The organism is Stenotrophomonas sp., from assembly GCF_035634915.1.
Lineage (GTDB): Bacteria > Pseudomonadota > Gammaproteobacteria > Xanthomonadales > Xanthomonadaceae > Stenotrophomonas.
Map to the genome: position 1 here is coordinate 167627 of NZ_DASQCB010000016.1, position 22086 is coordinate 189712.

Genomic DNA, 22086 nt, shown 5'->3' on the forward strand with positions numbered 1-22086 from the left:
AAACCGCCGGCACGGGTCTGCCTATGTCGATTCGATGACGCCCATCACCACTGGCAGGGTAGGACCGGCGGCCCGCTTGCGGCACAATAGCCGACGCACTTGCGCGATCGCCGGCACCCGACAGTGGCCCGGCCGGTCCCGCCCACGCGACAAGGTGACGGAATCGAATTCTTGGAAAATCAAGCGGTTAAATCGAAGATGCGCATCCTGGTCAGTAACGATGATGGCGTCGACGCCGCAGGCATCCGGATGCTTGCCACGGTGCTGCGCGAGGCCGGCCACGAAGTGACGGTGGTCGCACCCGACCGCGATCGTTCCGGTGCCAGCAATTCCCTGACGCTGGACCTGCCGATCCGGGTGAAGCATATCGACCATTACACCGTCTCGGTGGCCGGTACTCCGACCGACTGCGTGCACCTGGCGCTGACCGGCCTGCTCGAATTCGAGCCCGATATTGTCGTTTCGGGCATCAACAATGCCGCCAACCTCGGTGACGACGTCATCTACTCGGGCACCGTCTCGGCGGCGATGGAAGGGCGCTTCCTCGGCCTGCCGGCAGTGGCCGTTTCGCTGGTCACCCGCAACCACGACCCGAAGCACTTCGAGACCGCCGCGCGTGCCGCGGTGGAGATCGTCGCCCGCCTGAAGGCCGATCCGCTGCCGGCCGACACCATCCTCAACGTCAACGTGCCCGACCTGCCGTGGAATGAGGTCAAGGGCTTCGAAGTGAGCCGCCTGGGCAACCGCCATCGCGCCGAAGGCTGCATCGCGCAGAAGGACCCGCGCGGCAACGAGGTGTACTGGATCGGCCCGGCCGGCCGCGAACAGGATTCCGGCCCCGGTACCGACTTCCATGCGGTGCGCACCGGCCATATCTCGATCACCCCCATCCAGGTCGACCTGACCCGCTACCAGGCACTGGAGAAGGTGGCCAGCTGGGTCGGCGGCCTCAGCGCCGCGCTGGACCCGCCGGCATGAGCCCGCGCCTGCGTCTGCAACCGGAAGCCGTCGGTATCGGCATGACGTCGCAGCGGGTGCGTGACCGCCTGGTCGACCGCCTGCGCGAAGCCGGCATCGTCGACGAGTCCACGCTGAACGCGATCCGGGTGGTGCCGCGGCATCTGTTCATCGACGAGGCGCTGGCTTCGCGCGCCTACGAAGACACCGCGCTGCCGATCGGTCATGGCCAGACCATCTCCCAGCCCTGGGTGGTGGCGCGGATGACCGAAGCGGTGTTGCAGGTCGCGCCGAAGAAGGTGCTGGAAGTGGGTACCGGCTCGGGTTACCAGGCCGCCGTGCTCGGCGCCGTGGGCCTGGAGGTCTATACCGTCGAGCGCATCGGCGATCTGCTGCGGCAGGCGCGCAAACGCTTCCGCGCACTGGGCATGAACATCCGCACCAAGCATGACGACGGCCGGGTCGGCTGGGCCGAGCATGGTCCCTTCGACGCGGTGGTGGTGACGGCCGCGGCGCCGGCGCTGGTTGATGCGCTGATCGAGCAGCTGGCTGTCGGCGGGCGCCTGGTGGCGCCGGTGGGTGGCCCGGGTGGCCAGTCGCTGGTGCAGCTGGACCGCAGGGAAGACGGCAGCATCGAACAACGCGTACTGGCACCGGTCACGTTCGTGCCGCTGCTGTCTGGCATGCTCGATTGAATCCACGGAGCAGGGTTGCATGAAGATTTTCGGGCCGCTGTACGAGCGGGCGATGAAGTGGGCGGCGCACGAACGCGCGCCGACCTATCTGACGGTGTTGAGTTTCTTCGAGGCCATCATCTTCCCGGTCATGCCGGAAGTGATGCTGGCGCCGATGTGCGTGGCCCAGCCCAAGCGAGGCTGGTGGTTCGCCACGCTCAGCCTGGCCGGCTCCATGGTCGGTGCGGTGGTCGGCTACGCGTTGGGTCATTTCGCGTTCGAAGCGATCAAGCCGCTGTTCGAGGCGCTGGGCATGCTGCCGGCCATCGAGCAGGGCATCGCCACGGTGCAGGCCAAGATGGCCGAGTCGCCGTGGGCGGTGTTCACCTTCCTGGTGCTGGGCGGCTTCATGCCCATCCCGATGAAGGTCTTCACGTGGGCTTCGGGTATCGTCGGCGTGCCGATGCCGCAGTACCTGCTGAGCATGTTGATCGGTCGTGGCAAGCGCGTGTACGTGCTGGCTGCGGTCATCCGCATCGGTGGTGCGCGGGCCGAGGCGGCGCTGCGTCGCTGGATTGAACCGCTGGGCTGGATCGCCACCGTGCTGGTGGTGGGGCTGGTTGCCTGGCTTGTATGGAGGTCGAAGTTCGCATGAGTGCAGATCGTCTGAGCAAGGGAGTGCGCATCGGCGCGCTGGCGTTGCTGGTATCCACCCTGGCCGCCTGTGGCACCGCCACCGTGGTCCGCCCTGGCGGCAGCAGCGGTGGCAGCACTGTCAGCACGCCGAAGACCTCGGTGCCCAAGCCCGGGCAGACCGTGGTCGTGCGCAAGGGCGACACGATCTATGCGCTGGCCCGCATCCATGACATCACCCCGGCCGACCTGATCGCCTGGAACCGGCTGGACAACCCGTCGCAGATCTACCCGGGCCAGATCATCCGCCTGTATCCGGCCGGTGCCACCGGCGGCCGTGCGCCGACCACGGTGGTGACCCCGCCGCGCGGCAGCGCAGGCACCACCGCCCCGGCGCCGGCGCCCACTGCACCGGTCGGTCCGGTGAAGAGCAACATCGACTGGCGCTGGCCGGCCGATGGCGCGATTGTCGGACGCTATGTGGCCGGCGATGCGACCAAGCAGGGCGTGGACATCGCGGGTGCCAGCGGTGCCGCCGTGCGCGCCACCGCCAACGGCGTGGTGGTGTACTCCGGCGCCGGTCTGGTCGGCTATGGCGAGCTGATCATCATCAAGCACAGCGACCAGTGGCTGTCGGCCTACGGCCACAACCGCAAGCGCCTGGTCAACGAAGGCCAGAACGTCAAGGCCGGTGAACAGATCGCCGAAATGGGCCGCTCCGGCGCCAACCGCGACATGCTGCACTTCGAGATCCGCTACAACGGCAAGCCGGTCGACCCGCAGCAGTACCTGCCGGCGCGTTGATCGTCGATTCGCTTTCTGGGCGGATCCCCGGCCCGGCGTAGCACGCCGGGCGTTCGCCGACGGCGCGGCCCATGGGCCGCAAGCGCAGACGGCTCACCCGCTACAACGGCAAGCCGGTCGACCCGCAGCAATACCTGCCGGCGCGCTAGCGCAGGCAGATACCGGTAGCGCCGGGCCATGCCCGGCGGCTTCACCTGTAGAGCCGAGCCATGCTCGGCTGCTCTTCGCGACCCAGCAAAAACGCCCGGGCATCGGCTCGGGCGCTACGGATACTGCGATCTGATCCGGGCCACGCCCGGCGGCGCGCCCGCGCTCAACCTTCCAGAATGAAGGCAGCGGCAACCTTGCGGCCTTCGCCGGCAAGAATGTTGAACGTGCGCGCAGCAGCCGGGTTGTTCATCACTTCCAGGCCGATGCCACGCGACAGGCAGGCGGCCATCACAGCCGCCGGCGGAAACACTTGGCGGTCGCCGGTGCCCAGCACGATCAGCGCCGGATTCAGTGCAAGAATCGCTTCGATGTCGGCCAGCTGCAGGTCGGCTGCCTGGCGCACCGGCCACTGCGCGACCAGCTGGTCCGGGGTCAGGAAGAAGCTCTGCCCCAGCACCTGGTCGTTGACCTTGGCCGAGCGGCCGTCGGCTGCGCGCAGGCTGTAGGCGTAATCGGGCGGTTCGTGGTTCAGCTGCATGAGGGCAGGGCGATCAGCCGCGCGGCAGCACGATCTGGCGCTGTTCCCTGCTCGGGCGATACAGCACGGCCACGTGGCCGATGCGCTGCACCAGCGCAGCCTCGGTGGCTTCGATGATCTCGGCGATCATCGCGTCACGGGCGTCGCGGTCCTCGGCGGCAACCTTCACCTTGACCAGTTCGTGGCGTTCCAGGACTTCGTTCAGCTCGGCGATGAAGGCCGGGGTGATGCCCTTGCCACCGGTCTGCAGCAGGGCCTTGAGGTCGTGGGCTTGGCCGCGCAGGAAACGGGTCTGGGAAGCGGTCAGGGCGATGGACATGCAGGAAAAGGCGGTTGAATGGGACGATCAGGGTATCATGACGACCCCATCTGCCCCTATTTCCAATGGCCACCCGTAGCAAAAGCAGCCAGCGCTGGCTCAAGGAACACTTCTCCGACCCCTTCGTGAAGAAGGCACAGGCCGAAGGCATGCGCTCGCGCGCCGCCTACAAGCTGGAGGAGCTGCTCGAACGTGACCGGTTGCTGAAGCCGCATATGGTGGTCGTCGACCTGGGAGCCGCCCCGGGCGGTTGGTCTCAGCAGGTCCGGAGACAGATTGGCGACACCGGCCGCGTGCTTGCGCTGGACATTCTGGACATGCCGCCGCTGGCCGGCGTGGAGTTCCTTCACGGTGACTTCAGGGAAGAAACCGTCCTATCGCAGTTTGAAGCCATGCTCGGGAATCAGCCGGTAGACCTTGTGCTGTCGGACATGGCCCCCAATAAGAGTGGTGTGGGCGCGGTCGACCAGCCGCGGATGATGCACCTGGCCGAGCTTGCGCTGGACTTCGCCGACAACCACCTAAAGACCGGTGGGGCATTCCTGATCAAGCTGTTCCAGGGCGAAGGCTTTGACGACTACGTGCGCGAGATGCGCCGCCGGTACGACAAGGTCTCCATCCGCAAGCCGGAAGCCTCGCGCAAGCGCTCGCCCGAGGTGTACGCCTTGGGACAGGGAAAACGCGCCCACATGAAGTAAGCTCGCAACGTACGCTCGACCCCAACGCAAGACCCGCACTAAGAGGAACGCCGGAGCCAATGAGGATGAACGACTTGACCAAGAACCTCCTGCTATGGGTGGTCGTCGCCGTCGTGCTGATGGTGGTCTTCCAGAGCTTCTCGCCCAAGTCCTCCGGGGCCGGGGCGCAGGGCGCGACGTATTCGCAGTTCCTGGACCAGGTGGACAGCGGCAACGTGCAGAAGGTCACCTTCGGTGGCGATTCGCGTGGCCTGACCAACCAGATCACCTACACCACCCGTGGCGGCCAGACGGCCACCATCGCCGCGCCGGCTGATCGCGACCTGATCAACGTGCTGCGCACCAAGAACGTGGACATCGTGCAGGAAGAGCCGTCCAGCGGCATTTCCTTCGCGGCCATCCTGATGAACTTCCTGCCGGTCATCCTGATCATCGGCTTCTGGCTGTTCATCATGCGCCAGATGCAGGGCGGTGGCGGCGGTGCCAAGGGTGCGATGTCCTTCGGCAAGTCGCGCGCCAAGCTGCAGGGCGAGGACCAGATCAAGGTCACCTTCGCCGACGTTGCCGGCTGCGACGAGGCCAAGGAAGAAGTGGGTGAACTGGTCGACTTCCTGCGTGACCCGTCCAAGTTCACCAAGCTCGGCGGCAAGATTCCGCGCGGCGTGCTGATGGTGGGCCCGCCGGGTACCGGCAAGACGCTGCTGGCCAAGGCCATCGCCGGCGAAGCCAAGGTGCCGTTCTTCTCGATCTCCGGTTCGGACTTCGTCGAAATGTTCGTCGGCGTCGGCGCCAGCCGCGTTCGCGACATGTTCGAGCAGGCCAAGAAGCACGCGCCGTGCATCATCTTCATCGACGAAATCGATGCCGTCGGTCGCCACCGTGGTGCCGGTCTGGGTGGCGGTCATGACGAGCGCGAGCAGACCCTGAACCAGCTGCTGGTGGAAATGGACGGCTTCGAAGGTGGTGAGGGCGTGATCGTCATCGCCGCGACCAACCGTCCGGACGTGCTGGACCCGGCGCTGCTGCGCCCGGGCCGTTTCGACCGCCAGGTCGTGGTCGGCCTGCCGGACGTGAAGGGCCGCGAGCACATCCTGAAGGTGCACATGCGCAAGCTGCCGTTGGCCAACGACGTCGAGCCGATGGTGATCGCGCGTGGTACCCCGGGCTTCTCCGGTGCCGACCTGGCCAACCTCTGCAACGAGGCCGCCCTGTTCGCCGCGCGTGGCAACGAGAAGGAAGTCCGCATGGACCACTTCGACCGTGCCCGCGACAAGATCCTGATGGGCGCCGAGCGTCGCTCGATGGCCATGAGCGAGGACGAGAAGACCCTGACCGCCTACCACGAGGCGGGCCACGCCATCGTCGGCCGCCTGGTGCCCGAGCATGACCCGGTCTACAAGGTCACCATCATTCCGCGCGGTCGTGCGCTGGGCGTGACCATGTACCTGCCGGAAGGCGACAAGTATTCGATGAACCGCGTGGCGATCAAGTCGCAGCTGTGCTCGCTGTACGGCGGCCGCGTGGCCGAAGAGCTGATCTTTGGTGCCGACAAGGTCACCACTGGCGCCTCCAACGACATCGAGCGTGCCACCAAGATGGCCCGCAACATGGTCACCAAGTGGGGCCTGTCCGACCAGCTCGGTCCGATCGCCTATGGCGAGGAAGACGACGAGGTGTTCCTGGGCCGTTCGGTCACCCAGCACAAGAGCGTGTCCAACGACACCGCTCGCCGCATCGATGAGGAAGTGCGCAGCATCCTCGACGAGGCCTATGCACGCACCACCGAGCTGATGACGGCCAACATCGACAAGCTGCACGCGATGTCCCAGCTGCTGCTGCAGTACGAGACCATCGACGCGCCGCAGATCGACGCCATCATGGAAGGCCGCGATCCGCCGCCGCCGGCGGGCTGGAACAAGTCCAACAAGGACGGTGGTGGCAATGACAAGGGCGGCGACGCTCGCCCGCTGCCGCCGATCGCCGGCCCGGCCGAGTCGCACTGACGGCCCGCCATTGCTGATCGCAGACGAGGCCGGGGAAACCCGGCCTCGTTGTTTCCGGGCCTGCAGCCCGACCGAATTCCCTGCCTTATGCTGGAGCCTGCATGTCCGTTCCCCCGCCGCAACCGATCTCCCATACCGTTGAAATGGTCATCGCGACCATCGTCGGCGTCGCCGTGGGCCTGAGCGTGGACAACCTGCTGCTGGGCTGCGGTGTCGGCATCGCCGTTGGCATCCTGCTGAGCATCATCAAGACCCTGTACGTGGACCGGAAGCGCCGCCGGCAGCGTTGAGGGTTTTCCCGGCAGGGCTGCGCCCTGCACCTGCAGAAGCAGCTTCAACGTCAACGTCGGCGTCAAAAGCGGGCTATCCGTGGGATGGCGGGACGGTGTGGGTGGTCAGGACACGCCGTAAACCCATCCATGGGGGCTCGATGGCGCCATCCATGGCGCCAACGGTCCTGCCCACCCACACCACCCCACCTCTGACAGTTTCCCGCGACTGTTGGTAGGTGCCGACCTTGGTCGACACGGTAGATCCACGCCATGCGTGGATGGGGCGGGCCTTGCGTGTTACCGCTGCTGCGGGTCAGGATGCGCCACCACGGCCGCCATAGGGGGAGGCCGGGTTTACAGGGGATCACCATGAAACTGCTGCTTCCGCTTGCCCTGGCAGGGCTGGCGACGTTTGTTCTGCCCGCCGCCGCCGCTGAAATCCGTGTCGTCCAGCCGGTACCTTTCAGTGAATCGGCGATCATCGCCGAGGCCATCAAGAGCGAGTGCAGCATCGGCGCCACGCTGGCGCAGTCGCTGGCTTCCAACGCCAGCCGCCACGGCAACACCATCGTGTCCGGGCCGGTAGGGGCCGACAGCGGCAGCGGCCGCTCGTTGAAGCTTGAGCTGGTCGAGGCGCAGAGCGCAGGCAATGCCTTTGCCGGGCACTTCAAGTCGGCTGCGGTGCGTGGTGTGCTGTTCGAGGACGGCCATCAGGTCGCGACGGTCACGGCGCGCCGGATCTCACGCGGTGGTGCGTTTGCTGGTTTCAAGGGGTCCTGCACGGTGCTCGACCGCACCGTAAACGCGATTGGCGAAGATCTGGCGGGCTGGCTGGCTGCCCCGGTAGACAACGCGCGCCTGGGCGACCTCTGACCGGGTCGGATCGGCGCTTCAGGGAGATGTGCCGGCAACGGGCCGGCACACACCCGCCGTGCAGCGCGTAGTCCTGCGGACTTAAACTAGCCGCTGTTGCCCGCAGGATTGCCCATGTTCGATATCTCCCCCCAGCTCGACTGCGCCGGTCGCATCCTGCGCCTGGACCGCGCCCGGGTCATGGGCATCGTCAACGTCACCCCGGATTCGTTCTCCGATGGTGGCGCGCACGACAGCACCGATGCCGCCGTGGCCCATGGCCTGAAGCTGGTGGAGGAGGGTGCCGACCTGCTCGATATCGGCGGCGAATCCACCCGCCCGGGTGCGGCGCCGGTGTCGGTGGAAGAGGAACTGCAGCGCGTGCTGCCGGTGATTGAACAGCTTGCCGCCCGCACCACCGTGCCGATCAGCATCGACACCTTCAAGCCCGAGGTGATGCGCGCGGCCGTGGCGGCCGGCGCCGGCATGATCAACGACATCTTCGGCCTGCGTCAGGACGACGCGCTGGACGCGGCCGCCGATACCGGGGTGCCGGTGGTGCTGATGCACATGCAGGGCGAACCCGGCCACATGCAGGCCGACCCGCATTACGACGACGTGGTGGCCGAGGTCCACGGTTTCCTCGTGCAGCGCCTGTTTGCTGCCGAGATGGCCGGCATCGCCAGGAAGAACCTGCTGATTGACCTGGGCTTCGGTTTCGGCAAGACCACCGCGCACAACATGACCCTGCTGGCCCGTTCCGAGCGCTTCCTCGAGCTGGGCGTGCCGATGCTGGCCGGCCTGTCGCGCAAGCGCAGCCTGGGTGAGCTGACCGGCCGCGAGGTGGCGACCGAGCGCGTGGCCGCGTCGGTGGCGGCGCACCTGATCGCCGTGCAGCGCGGCGCCCGCATCGTGCGTGTGCATGACGTGGCCGCCACGGTCGATGCCCTGAAGATCTGGGAGGCCGTGGACGCGGTGCCCGCACCCCGCGTCGATGCTGCCCCGTCGACCCGCTGGCCGGACGAAGACTGATGGCTGTCGACCAGCGTCCGCTGGCGATCGCAGTGATGGGCCCGACCGCCAGTGGCAAGACCGCCACGGCGATCCGCCTGGCCCAGGAGCTGGACGGTGAGATCGTCAGCGTCGATTCGGCGCTGGTCTATCGCGGCCTGGACATCGGTTCGGCCAAGCCCGACGCCGCCGAGCGTGCGCAGGCGCCGCACCATCTGCTCGATCTGCGCGATCCCTGGCAGACCTATTCGGCGGCCGAGTTCGCCGCCGATGCCGGTCGCGTGGTGGCCGACATCGTCGCCCGCGGCAAGACCCCGATCCTCGCTGGCGGCACCGGGCTGTATTTCCGCGCCCTGCTGCAGGGACTCTCGCCGATGCCCGAGGCAGACCCGGCAATGCGCGAGGTGCTCAGTGCCGAGGCCGCCGAACGCGGGTGGGCCTCCCTGCATGCCGAGCTGGCGCAGGTCGACCCGGCCGCCGCCGCACGCATCCATGCCACCGACCCGCAGCGCATCCAGCGGGCGCTGGAGGTCTACCGGCTGACCGGCACCCCGATCACTGAATGGCAGCGCCGCCCCGGCGTGGCGCCATTGCCGGTGCGGACCCTGAAACTGATCCTGGCCCCGTGCGACCGGGCCGTGCTGCACCAGCGCATCGAGGCGCGCTTCGACGCCATGCTGGGGCAGGGCTTCCTGGACGAGGTGCGCGCCCTGCGGGCGCTGCCGCAGATGGCGGCGGTGGCCGCGCCGCTGGACCTGCCGGCGGTGCGCGCGGTCGGCTACCGCCAGGCCTGGGAATTCCTGGACGGGCAGGGCGACGCCGCCCGCTTCCGTGACAAGGCCATTTTCGCCACCCGGCAGCTGGCCAAGCGCCAGCTGACCTGGCTGCGTGGCGAGCTTGATGCCCGCTGGTTCGACCCCCATATCGACCACGAGCGCCTGTCCGGCGCGGTGTCGACCTTCGTCGCACGCTGAACCGCCGCTGGCCGTGTACCATCATGGGTCGGCGGGCGGCTCGGGGGCCGCGGCATCCGCCGGCAACCCAATAAGAACAATAATCAGGAGTTAGCAATGTCCAAGGGGCAATCGCTGCAGGATCCTTTCTTGAACGCACTGCGGCGCGAACGCGTGCCGGTTTCGGTGTACCTGGTCAACGGCATCAAGCTGCAGGGCACGATCGAATCGTTCGATCAGTTCGTGGTCCTGCTGCGCAACACCGTCAGCCAGATGGTCTACAAGCACGCCATTTCCACCGTGGTGCCGGCGCGTAACGTGAAGGTCGGGCCGGGTGGTGGCTATGTGCAGTCAGGTGAGAATGATGGTCAGGCGGGTGATGAAGCAGACGAGTAATTGCGGAGCGGTGAATGTTTGACCGCTCGAAAAAGGGTGAAAACGCCCTGTTGATCCAGCCCCATTTCGGCAAGCTGGAAGAAGACGTGCTGGAAGAGTTCGGTGATCTGGCCCGCTCGGCAGGGGCCAGCATCGCCGCCACCATCACCGCGCGCCTGGATCGTCCCAACCCGTCGACCCTCATCGGCAGCGGCAAGCTGGACGAGATCAAGGCTGCAGCTGACGCAACCGGCGCGGATCTGGTGCTGGTCAACCATTCGTTGAGCCCGGGCCAGGAGCGCAACCTGGAACGCTTCCTGGAGCGCCGGGTGATCGACCGTACCGGCCTGATCCTGGACATCTTCGCCCAGCGTGCGCACAGCCACGAAGGCAAGCTGCAGGTCGAGCTGGCGCAGCTGCGCCATATGGCCACGCGGCTGGTGCGCGGCTGGACCCACCTTGAGCGTCAGCGCGGTGGTTCGATCGGCCTGCGCGGCCCGGGTGAAACCCAGCTGGAAACCGACCGCCGCCTGCTGCAGAAGCGGGTGGAGCAGCTGCAGAAGCGGCTGGAAAAGGTTGAAACGCAGCGCACCCAGATGCGCCGCGCACGCCTGCGCAGCGAACTGCCGCGCGTGGCCCTGGTTGGCTATACCAATGCCGGCAAGTCGACCCTGTTCAATGCCCTGACCGGCGCCGAGGCGTACGCCGCCGACCAGCTGTTCGCTACCCTGGACCCGACGGTGCGCCGCATCGCCGTGCCCGGTGGCAGCGTGGTGCTGGCCGATACCGTGGGTTTCGTCCGCGACCTGCCGCATGACCTGGTCGCCGCGTTCCGCTCGACCCTGTCCGAAGCGCGCGAGGCCGATTTCCTGCTGCACCTGGTCGACGCCGCCGATCCGCACCGCGAGGAGCGCATCGCCCAGGTCGATGAGGTCCTGACCGCGGTCGGTGCAGGCGATCTGCCGCAGCTGCTGGTGTTCAACAAGATCGACCGCATCGAGGGTGCCGAAGTACGCCACGACGGCCAGGACGGCATCCCCGATCCCTCGCGCCGCGAGCGGGTCTGGATCTCGGCCCGCGACGGCGAAGGGCTGGAACTGCTGCAGAGCGTGCTGGGCAAGCGGCTGGGCCTGCAGCACATCACCGGCGAACTGCGCCTCCCGCCCAGCGCCGGCCGCCTGCGCGCGCGCCTGCACCAGCTGGAAGTGATCCGCAGCGAAGCGGCCGACGAAGACGGCTGGATGCTGCAGGTCGACATCCCGATCGCCGAAGCCGAGAAGCTGGCCGCCAGCCCCGACGGTGGCCCGATCCGCGCCCTGCTGCCGGAAAAACTGCCGGAGTGGTAAACCACGACGGGTGGGGTCAGAGCCCTTTGCTGCGCAAAGGGCTCTGACCCCGTGCCGACCAACGGTCGGCACCTACCAAAGCAGAGCGCCTTTCCGACAGCCCGCAGAAATCTGTCGAAGGCGGGGCACTGTGGGTTCACGGCGTCCCCGCGAACCCACAGTGCCCCGCCCTCCCACGGATAGCAGCATTTGACGTTGACGTTGCCGTTGCCGTTGATTGCTGCAGGTGCAGGGCTGCAAGCCCTGCTGGAACACTCCATATCGCACTCCCGGCCGATTACCGCACTCCAGCCGCCCGATAGTGCACATCCCCTCACGCCCGCCGGGCGGATGATCCGAAGGTCTGCCCCCACGGCACCCCGGAGTCCCTTCCATGTCCCACGTCAGCCCTGACGCACTGCCCCAGTACACTGCGGCGGAAAAACGCCACCGCGTGTTCGCCATCATGTCGGCCTCCTCCGGCAACCTGGTGGAATGGTTCGACTTCTACGTCTACGCGTTCTGCGCCATCTACTTTGCCGGCGCGTTCTTCCCCGCCTCCAACCCGACCGTGCAGCTGCTCAACACGGCAGGCGTGTTCGCCGCCGGCTTCCTGATGCGGCCCATCGGCGGTTGGCTGTTCGGCCGCATCGCTGACCGCCTGGGTCGCAAGAAGTCACTGCTGATCTCGGTCAGCATGATGTGCGGCGGCTCGCTGATGGTGGCCTGCCTGCCGACCTACGCCACCATCGGCGCGATGGCCCCGGTCCTGCTGCTGGTCGCCCGGCTCATCCAGGGTCTGTCGGTGGGCGGCGAATACGGCACCACCGCCACCTACATGAGCGAGGTCGCCCTGCGCGGCCAGCGAGGGTTTTTCTCGTCTTTCCAGTACGTCACCCTCATCGGCGGCCAGCTGCTGGCGGTGCTGGTCATCGTCATCATGGAGGCGCTGTTGAGCGAGGCGGAAATCCGCGCCTGGGGCTGGCGCATCCCGTTCGTGCTCGGTGCCGTCGCCGCCGTGGTCGCGCTGCTGCTGCGCCGCACCCTGCACGAAACGCAGAGCGAGGCCGATCGCGGCGATAAGGATGCCGGCAGTCTGTCGGCGCTGTTCCGTGACCACAAAGCGGCCTTCTTCACCGTGCTTGGCTACACCGCCGGCGGCTCGCTGATCTTCTACACCTTCACCACCTACATGCAGAAGTTCCTGGTCAACACGGTGCACCTGCCGATCAAGACCGCCAGCTACGTGATGACCGGCGCGCTGTTCCTGTACATGTGCATGCAGCCGCTGTTCGGCATGCTGTCCGACCGTATCGGCCGCCGCACCAGCATGATGCTGTTCGGTGCGCTGGGCGCGCTCACCACCGTGCCGATCCTGATCACCCTGCAGCACGTCAGCAGCCCGTGGGCGGCGTTTGGCCTGATCGTGCTGGCGCTGGCCATCGTCAGTTTCTACACCTCCATCTCCGGCATCGTGAAGGCCGAGATGTTCCCGCCGCAGGTGCGCGCGCTTGGCGTCGGCCTGGCCTACGCCATCGGCAACGCGATCTTCGGCGGCAGCGCCGAGTACGCCGCGCTGGGCCTGAAGAGCCTGGGCCACGAGCAGCTGTTCTTCTGGTACGTCACGGTGATGATGGTGGTGGCCTTCCTGGTCAGCCTGCGCCTGCCGCGCCAGGCCCGTTACCTGCACCACGACCACTGAAGGGCAGGGGAGGACAGCGCTGCCGATCTGCGGTACAAGATGACCGTTGCTACCTCGATCCATGCCGATGTCCTTCCCCTCCGACGCCGATCTCCATGCCCAGGCCGCCGCGCTTGGGCAGCGCCTGCAGCAGGCCGCGCTGCAACTGGTCACCGCTGAAAGCTGCAGCGGTGGCTGGATCGCCAAGTGCATGACCGATATCGCCGGTTCCTCGGCGTTCTTCGACTGCGGCATGGTGGTCTACAGCTACGAAGCCAAGCAACGCCTGCTGGGCGTGCGCGCGCAGACGCTGGAGCAGTTCGGTGCGGTCAGCCGTGAGGCCGTGCTGGAAATGGTGTCCGGCGCGCTGATCAATTCCGGTGCCGGCATCGCCGTGGCCGTTACCGGCATCGCCGGGCCCGGTGGCGGCAGCCCGGACAAGCCGGTGGGCAGTGTCTGGATCGGCTGGAAGCGCCGCGGCGGCTACGCCCGCGCCGAACTGTTCCAGTTCGACGGTGACCGCGAAGCCATACGGCGGCAGACCGTGGCGGCGGCATTGCATGGCATCGACGCCCAGCTGTGACATGCTGGCCCGGTATGGAACCGGAGTAGGCATCGATGTGGGAGACGCTGGGTACCGTCCGTGACCTGGGCCGGCTGCAGGAAATCGCAGCTGTCCTGATCCGCTACGGCTTCGGCGACGTGGTCCGGCGCATCGGCCTGGCCGCCGTGCTCGAGCGCGCCGGCCGGCTGCTGCACTGGAACGAGGAAAGCCAGCAGATGCTGCGCATGACCGCGCCGGTGCGCGTGCGCAGCGCCCTGCAGGATCTCGGCCCGACCTTCGTCAAGCTGGGTCAGGTACTGGCCACCCGTGTCGACCTGCTGCCGCCGGAATGGATCGCCGAGCTGTCCGAGCTGCAGAACGCGGTGCCGGCGCTGCCGTATGCGGCCATCCGCGAACAGCTGGAATCCGACCTCGGCGCGTCGCCGTCGCAGGTGTTCGCCTTCCTCGATGAAACCCCGATGGCGGCGGCCTCGCTGGCGCAGGCCCATCGCGCGCGCCTGCATGACGGCCGCGAAGTGGTGCTGAAGGTGCGCCGCCCCGGCATCCGCGACGTGGTCGAAGCCGACCTGCGCCTGCTCGCGCGGCTGGCCGAGATCGTCGAAGCGCGGCTGCCCGACCTGCGCCGCTACCGCCCGGCCGAAGTGGTCCAGCAGTTCACCGTTTCACTGCGCCGCGAGCTGGATTTTGCCGCCGAATGCCGCAACGCCGAGCGCATCAGCCGTAATTTCCAGGGCCGCGACGACATCCTGATCCCCGAAGTGCACTGGCCGTGGACCTGCGAGAGCCTGAACGTACAGGACTTCGTCGACGGCATTCCCGGTCGCGATCTGGCCGGCGTGGACGCGGCCGGGCTGGACCGCCGTGAGCTGGCCCGGCGCGGTGCCGACATCGTGCTGAAGATGGTGCTGGAGGACGGCAGCTTCCACGCCGATCCGCACCCGGGCAACATCATCTACCTGCGCGACGGCCGCATCGGCGTGATCGATTTCGGCATGGTGGGTGCGCTGTCCGAAGTGCGACGCTTCCAGGTCGCGCAGCTGCTGCATGGCCTGGTCGAACAGGACCCGCAGGGCGTGGCGGACGTGCTGCTGGACTGGGCCGGTGGGGTGGAAGTCGATGAGAACCGGCTGCAGCACGACATCAGCCAGTTCGTCGACCAGTACCGCGGCGTGCCGCTGAAGGACCTGCGCATCGGCCTGATGCTGGGGGACATCACCCAGCTGCTGCGCAGCTACAGCCTGACCCTGCCCGCCGACCTGGCGCTGATGATCAAGGCCTTCCTGACCCTGGAGGGCATGGGCCGCCAGCTCGACCCGGATTTCGACATGGCCAGCGCCGCCCGGCCGTTCCTGGAGCGGGTGGTGCTGCAGCGCTACGCCCCGCGAGCGCTGCTCAAGCGCGGCCGGCGCAGCCTGCTGGGCATGATCGACTTCGCTGGCGAGCTGCCGCGTGACCTGCGCAAGCTGGTGCAGGCCGCCCGCCGCGGGCGCCTGCAGCTGAAGGTGGAAACCAGCGCCCTGCAGGGCTTCGGCGACCAGGTGAACCGCGCCGCCAACCGCCTGGTGATGGGCATTGTCACCGCGGCGCTGATCATCGGCTCGTCCATCGTCATGCACAGCGTCGGCGGCGTCTCCAGCCGCTGGCTGCTGGCGCTGGGGGTCTGCGGCTTCGTCGGCGCCGGCTTCTGCGGCGTGTGGATCCTGTTCTCGATCTGGAGAAGCGGCAAGCACACGTAGGCAGGTGCACGAAGTGCGCCTGTCGCGGTTCCAAAGGAACCGCAGAATTGCAAAGCGATTCTGGTAGCGCCGGGCCATGCCCGGCGACGATTGCCGATTGCCGAGCATGGGCTCGGCACTACCGAACCCGCCCGGGGCACTTGCGCCCCTGTGTATTAGTAGTAATACTACTAACCATGGACCTGACCGACACCCAGCAGGCGATCCTGCAGTTGATCGCCGAGCGTATCGAGAGCGAAGGCGCACCGCCGTCGCAGACTGAAATCGCCCGCGCCTTCGGCTTCAAGGGCGTGCGCGCGGCCCAGTACCACCTGGAAGCCCTGGAGCAGGCCGGTGCGATCCGTCGCATTCCCGGCCAGGCCCGCGGCATCCGCCTGGTGCAGGCGCCGCCGATCGAAAAGCTGGCCGAACCGGGCCTGCCCGACAGCGTCCTGCGCCTGCCGGTGCTGGGCCGGGTCGCCGCCGGCCTGCCGATTGGTGCGGATATCGGTTCGGACGATTTCGTGGTGCTGGACCGGGTGTTCTTCTCGCCGGCGCCGGATTACCTGCTGAAGGTGCAGGGCGATTCGATGATCGACGAGGGCATCTTCGACGGTGACCTGATCGGCGTGCACCGCACCCGCGACGCCCATTCCGGGCAGATCGTGGTGGCCCGCATCGATGACGAGATCACCGTAAAGCTGCTGAAGATCGGCAAGGACCGCATCCGCCTGTTGCCGCGCAACCCCGACTACAAGCCGATCGAGGTCCTGCCCGACCAGGATTTCGCGATTGAGGGCCTGTACTGCGGCCTGCTGCGGCCCAACCGCTGAGTCACTGGCAGCAGCCCTGTTCCACCAGCACTACCCCGCGGTCTTTTGTGGCGATTCTCTGGTTCCACTGAGGTTGGTACGGATGTCCGATAATTCTTTTCTGAGCGCCGGGCAGAATCTCAGCCTGTGCGATACATCCGACTTAAAGTGAACCCATGGCAAAGAAGACCCCGAAAGACAGCACCCCCAACGACATGACCTCTGCTAGGAGCAACACGATGGACGAGAACAAAAAGCGCGCATTGGCTGCTGCTCTGGGCCAGATCGAGAAGCAGTTCGGCAAGGGCTCGGTGATGCGCATGGGCGACCGCGTGGTCGAGCCCGTCGAAGCCATCCCGACCGGCTCGCTGATGCTCGACATCGCGCTGGGCATCGGCGGTCTGCCGAAGGGTCGTGTCGTTGAAATCTACGGTCCGGAGTCGTCGGGCAAGACCACCCTGACCCTGCAGGCCATCGCCGAATGCCAGAAGATGGGCGGCACCGCTGCCTTCATCGACGCCGAGCACGCACTGGACCCGATCTACGCCGCCAAGCTGGGCGTGAACGTGGACGATCTGCTGCTGTCGCAGCCGGATACCGGTGAGCAGGCGCTGGAAATCGCCGACATGCTGGTGCGTTCGGGTTCGGTGGACATCCTGGTGGTCGACTCGGTCGCCGCGCTGACCCCCAAGGCCGAAATCGAAGGCGAAATGGGTGACCAGCTGCCGGGCCTGCAGGCCCGCCTGATGAGCCAGGCGCTGCGCAAGCTGACCGGCAACATCAAGCGCTCCAACACCCTGGTGATCTTCATCAACCAGCTGCGCATGAAGATCGGCGTGATGATGCCGGGCCAGAGCCCGGAAGTGACCACCGGCGGCAACGCGCTGAAGTTCTACGCCTCGGTGCGCCTGGACATCCGTCGTATCGGCGCGATCAAGAAGGGCGACGAGATCATCGGCAACCAGACCAAGATCAAGGTCGTCAAGAACAAGCTGGCGCCCCCGTTCAAGCAGGTCATCACCGAGATCCTGTACGGCGAAGGCATCAGCCGTGAAGGCGAGCTGATCGACATGGGCGTGGATGCCAAGCTGGTCGAGAAGGCCGGTGCCTGGTACAGCTACGGTGAAGAGCGCATCGGCCAGGGCAAGGACAACGCCCGCGGCTACCTGCGCGACAACCCGACCGTCGCCGCCAAGCTCGAGGCCGAGCTGCGCGAGAAGTTCCAGCCGGCCGAAGCCGCCCGCGAGGAAGGCGACGACGAAGGTGACGATGAGTAAGGCTTGCTGTGGGGCAGGGCGGCGCCGTCAGTGACGTCGCTCTGTCCCGCAGGTTCGAACCGCCCACGGACGGGCAGGGTGCCAGGGACGGCGCCACCCTTGGAGTAAGCAATGTCCGATGCCGACGCCCCCACCGGCCGCAAGCGCCGGCCGCGCGAACAGACCCCCGTACAGCGTGCCCTGGGCTTGCTGGTGCGGCGTGAGCATTCGCGCAAAGAGCTGACCCGCAAGCTGACCGCCCGTGGCATCGAGGGCGAGGCCGCCGAGGCTGCCGTGGCCAAGCTGACCGAGGCCGGCTGGCAGGACGACACCCGCTTTGCGGAAAATCTCGTCCGGATGCGCGCCAACACCGGCTATGGGCCCATCCACGTCCGTGCCGAACTGGGTACCCATGGGCTGGACAGTGCGGCAATCGCCGCTGCCATGGACACCTACGAGGGCGACTGGCAGGAGAATGCCCGCGATCTGGTCCGCCGCCGTTTCGGCGAGGACGGTCCGCAGGACCTGGCACAGCGGCGCAAGGCCGCCGATCTGCTGGCACGGAGGGGCTTCGACGGGGACAGCATCCGTCGTGCGACCCGCTTCGACCCGGATGACTGAGACTGGCGGCGCCGGGCCTGATACCCTTTAGGTTTTCGGCGGTCCGTTACGACCCTGGCCAGTGAGGCCGGCGGTTCGGGGCTGCCGGCCCGCACACTGCCAGCCCCCTCAATGAACGCACCCGCCAAATTCACGACCTCCCAGATCCGTAGCGATTTCCTTGAGTTCTTCAAGGGCAAAGGCCACACCATCGTGCCGTCGGCGCCGCTGGTGCCGGGCAATGATCCGACCCTGCTGTTCACCAACTCCGGCATGGTCCAGTTCAAGGACGTGTTCCTGGGCGCGGAAAAGCGCAGCTACGTGCGCGCGGCCGACGTCCAGCGCTGCCTGCGTGCCGGTGGCAAGCACAACGATCTCGACCAGGTCGGCTACACCGCCCGTCACCACACCTTCTTCGAAATGCTGGGCAACTGGTCCTTCGGTGATTACTTCAAGAAGGACGCCATCGCCTGGGCATGGGAGCTGCTGACCCAGGTCTGGAAGCTGCCGGCCGAGCGCCTGCTGGTCACCGTCTACCAGACCGATGACGAAGCCTACGCGCTGTGGCGCGACATGGTCGGCATTCCGGAAGAGCGCATCGTGCGCATCGGCGACAACAAGGGCGCTCCGTTCGCCTCGGACAACTTCTGGCAGATGGCCGACACCGGCCCCTGCGGCCCGTGCACCGAGATCTTCTACGACCACGGCGACCACATCGCGGGCGGCCCCCCGGGCTCGCCGGATGAAGACGGTGACCGCTTCATCGAGATCTGGAACCTGGTGTTCATGCAGTTCGACCGCCAGACCGACGGCACCCTGGTGCCGCTGCCGGCACCGTGCGTGGACACCGGCATGGGCCTGGAGCGTCTGGCGGCGATCCTGCAGCACGTGCACACCAACTACGAGATCGACCTGTTCCAGGCGCTGATCCGCAAGGCGTCCGAGCTGACCGGCATGGCCGACCTGGAGAACAAGTCGCTGCGCGTGATCGCCGACCACATCCGTGCCTGCTCGTTCCTGATCGTCGACGGCGTGCTGCCGTCCAACGAGGGCCGTGGCTACGTGCTGCGCCGTATCATCCGCCGCGCCCTGCGCCACGGCTGGATGCTGGGCGTGCGCCAGCCGTTCTTCAGCAAGCTGGTGCCGACCCTGGTCGAGCTGATGGGCGAGGCCTACCCGGAACTGCCGGCCCAGGCCGACACCGTGGTCCGTGCGCTGCAGGCCGAAGAGGAGCGTTTCGCTGAAACCCTCGACGCCGGCATGAAGATCTTCGAGGACGTGGCGGCCAAGGCCAGCAATGGCGTGATTCCCGGCGTCGACGCGTTCCGCCTGTACGACACCTACGGCTTCCCGCTGGACCTGACCCAGGACATCGCCCGCGAGCGCGAGCTGACCGTTGATACCGACGGTTTCGACGCTGCGATGGAGCAGCAGCGCGAGACCGCGCGTGCCGCCGGCAAGTTCGGCGGTGGTGTGACCCTGCCGGCCGAGCTGGTGGCGACCCTGACCCCGACCCTGTTCCTGGGCTACGACCGCCTGCAGGCCGACGGCCTGACCGTGCTGGCCCTGCTCAAGGACGGCCGCCCGGTGCAGTCGGCCGAGGCCGGCGACGCTGTGATCGTCATCACCAACCAGACCCCGTTCTACGCCGAATCCGGCGGCCAGGTCGGTGACACCGGCGTGCTCGCCGGCAACGGCGTGCGTCTGGCGGTCAGCGACACCCAGAAGTTCGCGGGCCAGTTCCATGGCCACGTCGGCACTTTGTCCGAAGGCGGCCTGAAGGTCGGCGACGTGCTGTCCGGCCAGGTCGATGGCGAGCGCCGCGGCGCCACCATCCTCAACCACTCGGCCACCCACCTGCTGCACGCTGCCCTGCGCGAAGTGCTGGGCACCCACGTGCAGCAGAAGGGTTCGCTGGTCGCACCGGACCGCCTGCGTTTCGACTTCTCGCACTTCCAGTCGATCAGCGCCGAAGAACTGGCCGTGATCGAACGCAAGGTCAACCAGCAGGTGCGCGCCAACAACGCCGCCGAAGTGCACAACATGGGCATGCAGGAAGCGCTGGATTTCGGCGCGATGGCCCTGTTCGGCGAGAAGTACGGCGAGAACGTGCGCGTGCTGAAGATGGGTGACTACTCCACCGAACTGTGTGGTGGTACCCACGTCAGCCGCACCGGCGACATCGGTCTGTTCAAGATCACCTCCGAAGGCGGTGTTTCGGCCGGCGTGCGCCGCATCGAGGCGGTCACCGGCCAGGGTGCGCTTGATTATGTGGCGGCCGAAGAGGCCCGCCTGGCCGAAGCGGCGGAACTGCTGGGCGGCAGCGCCGCGGACGTGGTCGAGAAGATCCGCGCCCTGGGCCTGCGCCAGAAGCAGCTGGAGCGCGAGCTGGAGGCCGTGAAGGCCAAGGTCGCCGCCGGCGCCACCGCCGATCTCTCCGGCCAGGCCGTCGAGGTTGCCGGTGTGAAGGTGCTGGCCGCCCGCCTGGAAGGTTTCGACGCCAAGGCCCTGCGTGATGCCATGGACCGCCTGAAGCAGCAGCTGGGCAACGCCGTGATCGTGCTGGCCGGCACCCAGGACGGCAAGGCCGCCCTGGTCGCGGGCGTGAACGGCAGTGCAATGGGCAAGGTCAAGGCCGGGGAACTGTTGTCCCATATCGCCAGTCAGATCGGGGGCAAGGGCGGCGGACGCCCGGACCTCGCCCAGGGTGGTGGCGAGGACGGGCCCGCCCTTGCTACCGCTCTGGCCGCGGTTGTCGAATGGGTCAGCCCCCGCCTGTGATGTGAACCCCTGCCGTCCCCCTCCTTGTAGGAGCGGGACGGCTGACGGTACCATTGCGAAATCTTTTCCCTTTGTCGTGGGGACGCTTCTTGACGGAGCGTCAAGCCGGTGGGGGATACCCTTCCACACGGTTCCATGGAGACTTACTAAAATGTTGATCTTGACTCGCCGCGTCGGCGAAACCCTGATGATCGGAGACTCGGTGAGCGTCACCGTGCTCGGCGTCAAGGGCAACCAGGTGCGCATCGGTATCACCGCACCGAAGGACGTTGCTGTGCATCGCGAAGAGATCTACCAGCGCATCCAGCGTGGTGATGAAGCCGGCAGCACCGGAAGTGAAAATTCCGGCGAATAAAAGCTTTACCTTCGCGTCTGATTAACGTTATGATTCACGCCCCGCTGAGGTGCACCGCACCAGACGCGGAGAAAACCCCGGAGCGATGCCCGAGTGGCTGAAGGGGCTCCCCTGCTAAGGGAGTATAGGGTCAAAAGCTCTATCGAGGGTTCGAATCCCTCTCGCTCCGCCAGATACAAGAAAGCGCCCGCAGATCCTGGATCTGCGGGCGTTTTTCGTTGCATGTGATGTCGCTGCACCTGTTCGCAACCTGTCGCGCGTTCTGCGGTGCAGCTGCACTTGCCAGGCACTCGGGGGCCACTGGACAGAGGAAATGCGCGCGTGGCGGGTGGTGGGCGAATCTGAAGGCTGCGCGCTCCTGGTGGGAGCGAGCTGCCAACCGTAGGGCGATTCCTTGATTGCGCGTCGATGCATGAATCACACAGGGCGCTGATCTGATGCGCGTTGTGCACGGTCCTGCCGGGTGCAGGTGTGCAGCCGAAGGCGGTAACGCCCCAGGTTGCCGCCGCTGCGTGCAGCATCTGGGGCCGTGTGGTCCGGAGGGACCACACTTGTAGCTGCGATCAGCGCGCAGACCGCTTACGCGTCTGCATCTGCGCTGTTCGAGGAGAAGTACATGATCAGAGCGCGTCACAAACCTTGTACCGGTGCAGGCACCAATGATTGCCAGCCACCAGGTGGTGAAGGCAAGCAATGCGCCGATACCCGCTGCGACGATCATGGTGATGTGCAGCTCCTCCGTCAGCGCAGACGAGGG

The 22086-nt window shown here is 66.8% G+C and carries 22 protein-coding genes and 1 tRNA gene; 21 read left to right on the forward strand and 2 right to left on the reverse strand.

Annotation, left to right across the window (positions count from 1 at the left end; genetic code table 11):
- The first annotated feature begins 198 nt into the window (after window positions 1-198).
- Genes surE through VER16_RS12875 form a run of 4 tightly spaced genes read left to right on the forward strand, consistent with a single transcriptional unit; the run spans window position 199 to window position 3068 of the window.
- Entirely contained in the window at window positions 199-978 is a 780-nt protein-coding gene (surE, locus tag VER16_RS12860) for a 5'/3'-nucleotidase SurE (RefSeq protein WP_324808720.1), read from the forward strand.
- On the forward strand, window positions 975-1652 hold the full coding sequence (locus VER16_RS12865) for a protein-L-isoaspartate(D-aspartate) O-methyltransferase (protein WP_324808722.1): 678 nt from the start codon (window positions 975-977) through the stop codon (window positions 1650-1652). The genes surE and VER16_RS12865 overlap by 4 nt, the downstream gene beginning before the upstream one ends.
- A 19-nt stretch (window positions 1653-1671) precedes the next feature.
- Window positions 1672-2286 carry a YqaA family protein gene (locus tag VER16_RS12870; protein ID WP_108768468.1) on the forward strand — a complete coding sequence of 205 codons (615 nt, stop codon included), beginning with the start codon at window positions 1672-1674 and terminating at the stop codon, window positions 2284-2286.
- Window positions 2283-3068: a peptidoglycan DD-metalloendopeptidase family protein gene (locus VER16_RS12875; protein ID WP_324808725.1), complete on the forward strand. Its 786-nt coding sequence runs from the start codon at window positions 2283-2285 to the stop codon at window positions 3066-3068. Before VER16_RS12870 ends, VER16_RS12875 begins: the two co-directional genes overlap by 4 nt.
- 313 nt (window positions 3069-3381) lie before the next feature.
- On the opposite strand, the gene VER16_RS12880 is transcribed toward VER16_RS12875, so the two are convergent.
- Window positions 3382-3756 carry an Mth938-like domain-containing protein gene (locus tag VER16_RS12880; RefSeq protein WP_108768470.1) on the reverse strand — a complete coding sequence of 125 codons (375 nt, stop codon included), beginning with the start codon at window positions 3754-3756 and terminating at the stop codon, window positions 3382-3384.
- A 13-nt stretch (window positions 3757-3769) separates the two neighbouring features.
- On the reverse strand, window positions 3770-4075 hold the full coding sequence (yhbY, locus tag VER16_RS12885; RefSeq protein ID WP_324808728.1) for a ribosome assembly RNA-binding protein YhbY: 306 nt from the start codon (window positions 4073-4075) through the stop codon (window positions 3770-3772).
- A gap of 65 nt (window positions 4076-4140) precedes the next feature.
- Here yhbY and rlmE point away from each other — a divergent pair, with 65 nt between their 5' ends.
- The 17 genes from rlmE to VER16_RS12970 all read left to right on the forward strand — a co-directional run bounded on the left by rlmE (window position 4141) and on the right by VER16_RS12970 (window position 21501).
- A complete protein-coding gene (rlmE, locus tag VER16_RS12890) occupies window positions 4141-4773 on the forward strand; it encodes a 23S rRNA (uridine(2552)-2'-O)-methyltransferase RlmE (RefSeq protein WP_324808730.1) in 633 nt (210 codons plus the stop codon).
- Window positions 4774-4838: 65 nt separating this feature from the next.
- Window positions 4839-6776, forward strand: coding sequence for an ATP-dependent zinc metalloprotease FtsH (gene ftsH, locus VER16_RS12895; protein WP_324808732.1), 1938 nt, complete (start codon window positions 4839-4841; stop codon window positions 6774-6776).
- Window positions 6777-6877: 101 nt separating this feature from the next.
- Window positions 6878-7066: a hypothetical protein gene (locus tag VER16_RS12900; RefSeq protein ID WP_108768472.1), complete on the forward strand. Its 189-nt coding sequence runs from the start codon at window positions 6878-6880 to the stop codon at window positions 7064-7066.
- 351 nt (window positions 7067-7417) lie between these two features.
- On the forward strand, window positions 7418-7921 hold the full coding sequence (locus tag VER16_RS12905; RefSeq protein WP_324808735.1) for a hypothetical protein: 504 nt from the start codon (window positions 7418-7420) through the stop codon (window positions 7919-7921).
- A gap of 114 nt (window positions 7922-8035) precedes the next feature.
- The gene (gene folP / locus VER16_RS12910) at window positions 8036-8932 is read left to right on the forward strand and encodes a dihydropteroate synthase (RefSeq protein WP_324808736.1); all 897 of its coding nucleotides are present in this window, start codon (window positions 8036-8038) and stop codon (window positions 8930-8932) included.
- The gene (miaA, locus tag VER16_RS12915; protein WP_324808738.1) at window positions 8932-9885 is read left to right on the forward strand and encodes a tRNA (adenosine(37)-N6)-dimethylallyltransferase MiaA; all 954 of its coding nucleotides are present in this window, start codon (window positions 8932-8934) and stop codon (window positions 9883-9885) included. The genes folP and miaA overlap by 1 nt, the downstream gene beginning before the upstream one ends.
- A gap of 96 nt (window positions 9886-9981) precedes the next feature.
- Window positions 9982-10260 (forward strand): RNA chaperone Hfq, encoded by a 279-nt coding sequence (gene hfq / locus VER16_RS12920; RefSeq protein ID WP_116865406.1) that lies wholly within the window; start codon window positions 9982-9984, stop codon window positions 10258-10260.
- A gap of 14 nt (window positions 10261-10274) precedes the next feature.
- Entirely contained in the window at window positions 10275-11585 is a 1311-nt protein-coding gene (hflX, locus tag VER16_RS12925; protein WP_324808742.1) for a ribosome rescue GTPase HflX, read from the forward strand.
- Window positions 11586-11958: 373 nt separating this feature from the next.
- Entirely contained in the window at window positions 11959-13266 is a 1308-nt protein-coding gene (locus tag VER16_RS12930) for an MFS family transporter (RefSeq protein ID WP_324808744.1), read from the forward strand.
- Between the two features lie 61 nt (window positions 13267-13327).
- Window positions 13328-13828: a CinA family protein gene (locus VER16_RS12935; RefSeq protein ID WP_174213499.1), complete on the forward strand. Its 501-nt coding sequence runs from the start codon at window positions 13328-13330 to the stop codon at window positions 13826-13828.
- A 35-nt stretch (window positions 13829-13863) separates the two neighbouring features.
- A complete protein-coding gene (ubiB, locus tag VER16_RS12940; RefSeq protein ID WP_324808747.1) occupies window positions 13864-15546 on the forward strand; it encodes a 2-polyprenylphenol 6-hydroxylase in 1683 nt (560 codons plus the stop codon).
- 176 nt (window positions 15547-15722) lie between these two features.
- Window positions 15723-16358 (forward strand): transcriptional repressor LexA, encoded by a 636-nt coding sequence (lexA, locus tag VER16_RS12945; protein ID WP_324808749.1) that lies wholly within the window; start codon window positions 15723-15725, stop codon window positions 16356-16358.
- 218 nt (window positions 16359-16576) lie between these two features.
- A complete protein-coding gene (gene recA / locus VER16_RS12950; protein WP_324808751.1) occupies window positions 16577-17614 on the forward strand; it encodes a recombinase RecA in 1038 nt (345 codons plus the stop codon).
- 111 nt (window positions 17615-17725) lie between these two features.
- A complete protein-coding gene (gene recX / locus VER16_RS12955) occupies window positions 17726-18214 on the forward strand; it encodes a recombination regulator RecX (protein ID WP_324808753.1) in 489 nt (162 codons plus the stop codon).
- Window positions 18215-18325: 111 nt separating this feature from the next.
- Window positions 18326-20974, forward strand: a complete 2649-nt coding sequence (gene alaS, locus VER16_RS12960) for an alanine--tRNA ligase (RefSeq protein WP_324808755.1) — start codon at window positions 18326-18328, stop codon at window positions 20972-20974.
- A 151-nt stretch (window positions 20975-21125) separates the two neighbouring features.
- Window positions 21126-21329 carry a carbon storage regulator CsrA gene (gene csrA / locus VER16_RS12965; RefSeq protein WP_079221459.1) on the forward strand — a complete coding sequence of 68 codons (204 nt, stop codon included), beginning with the start codon at window positions 21126-21128 and terminating at the stop codon, window positions 21327-21329.
- Between the two features lie 79 nt (window positions 21330-21408).
- Window positions 21409-21501, forward strand: a tRNA-Ser gene (locus tag VER16_RS12970).
- The last annotated feature ends 585 nt before the right edge of the window (window positions 21502-22086 follow it).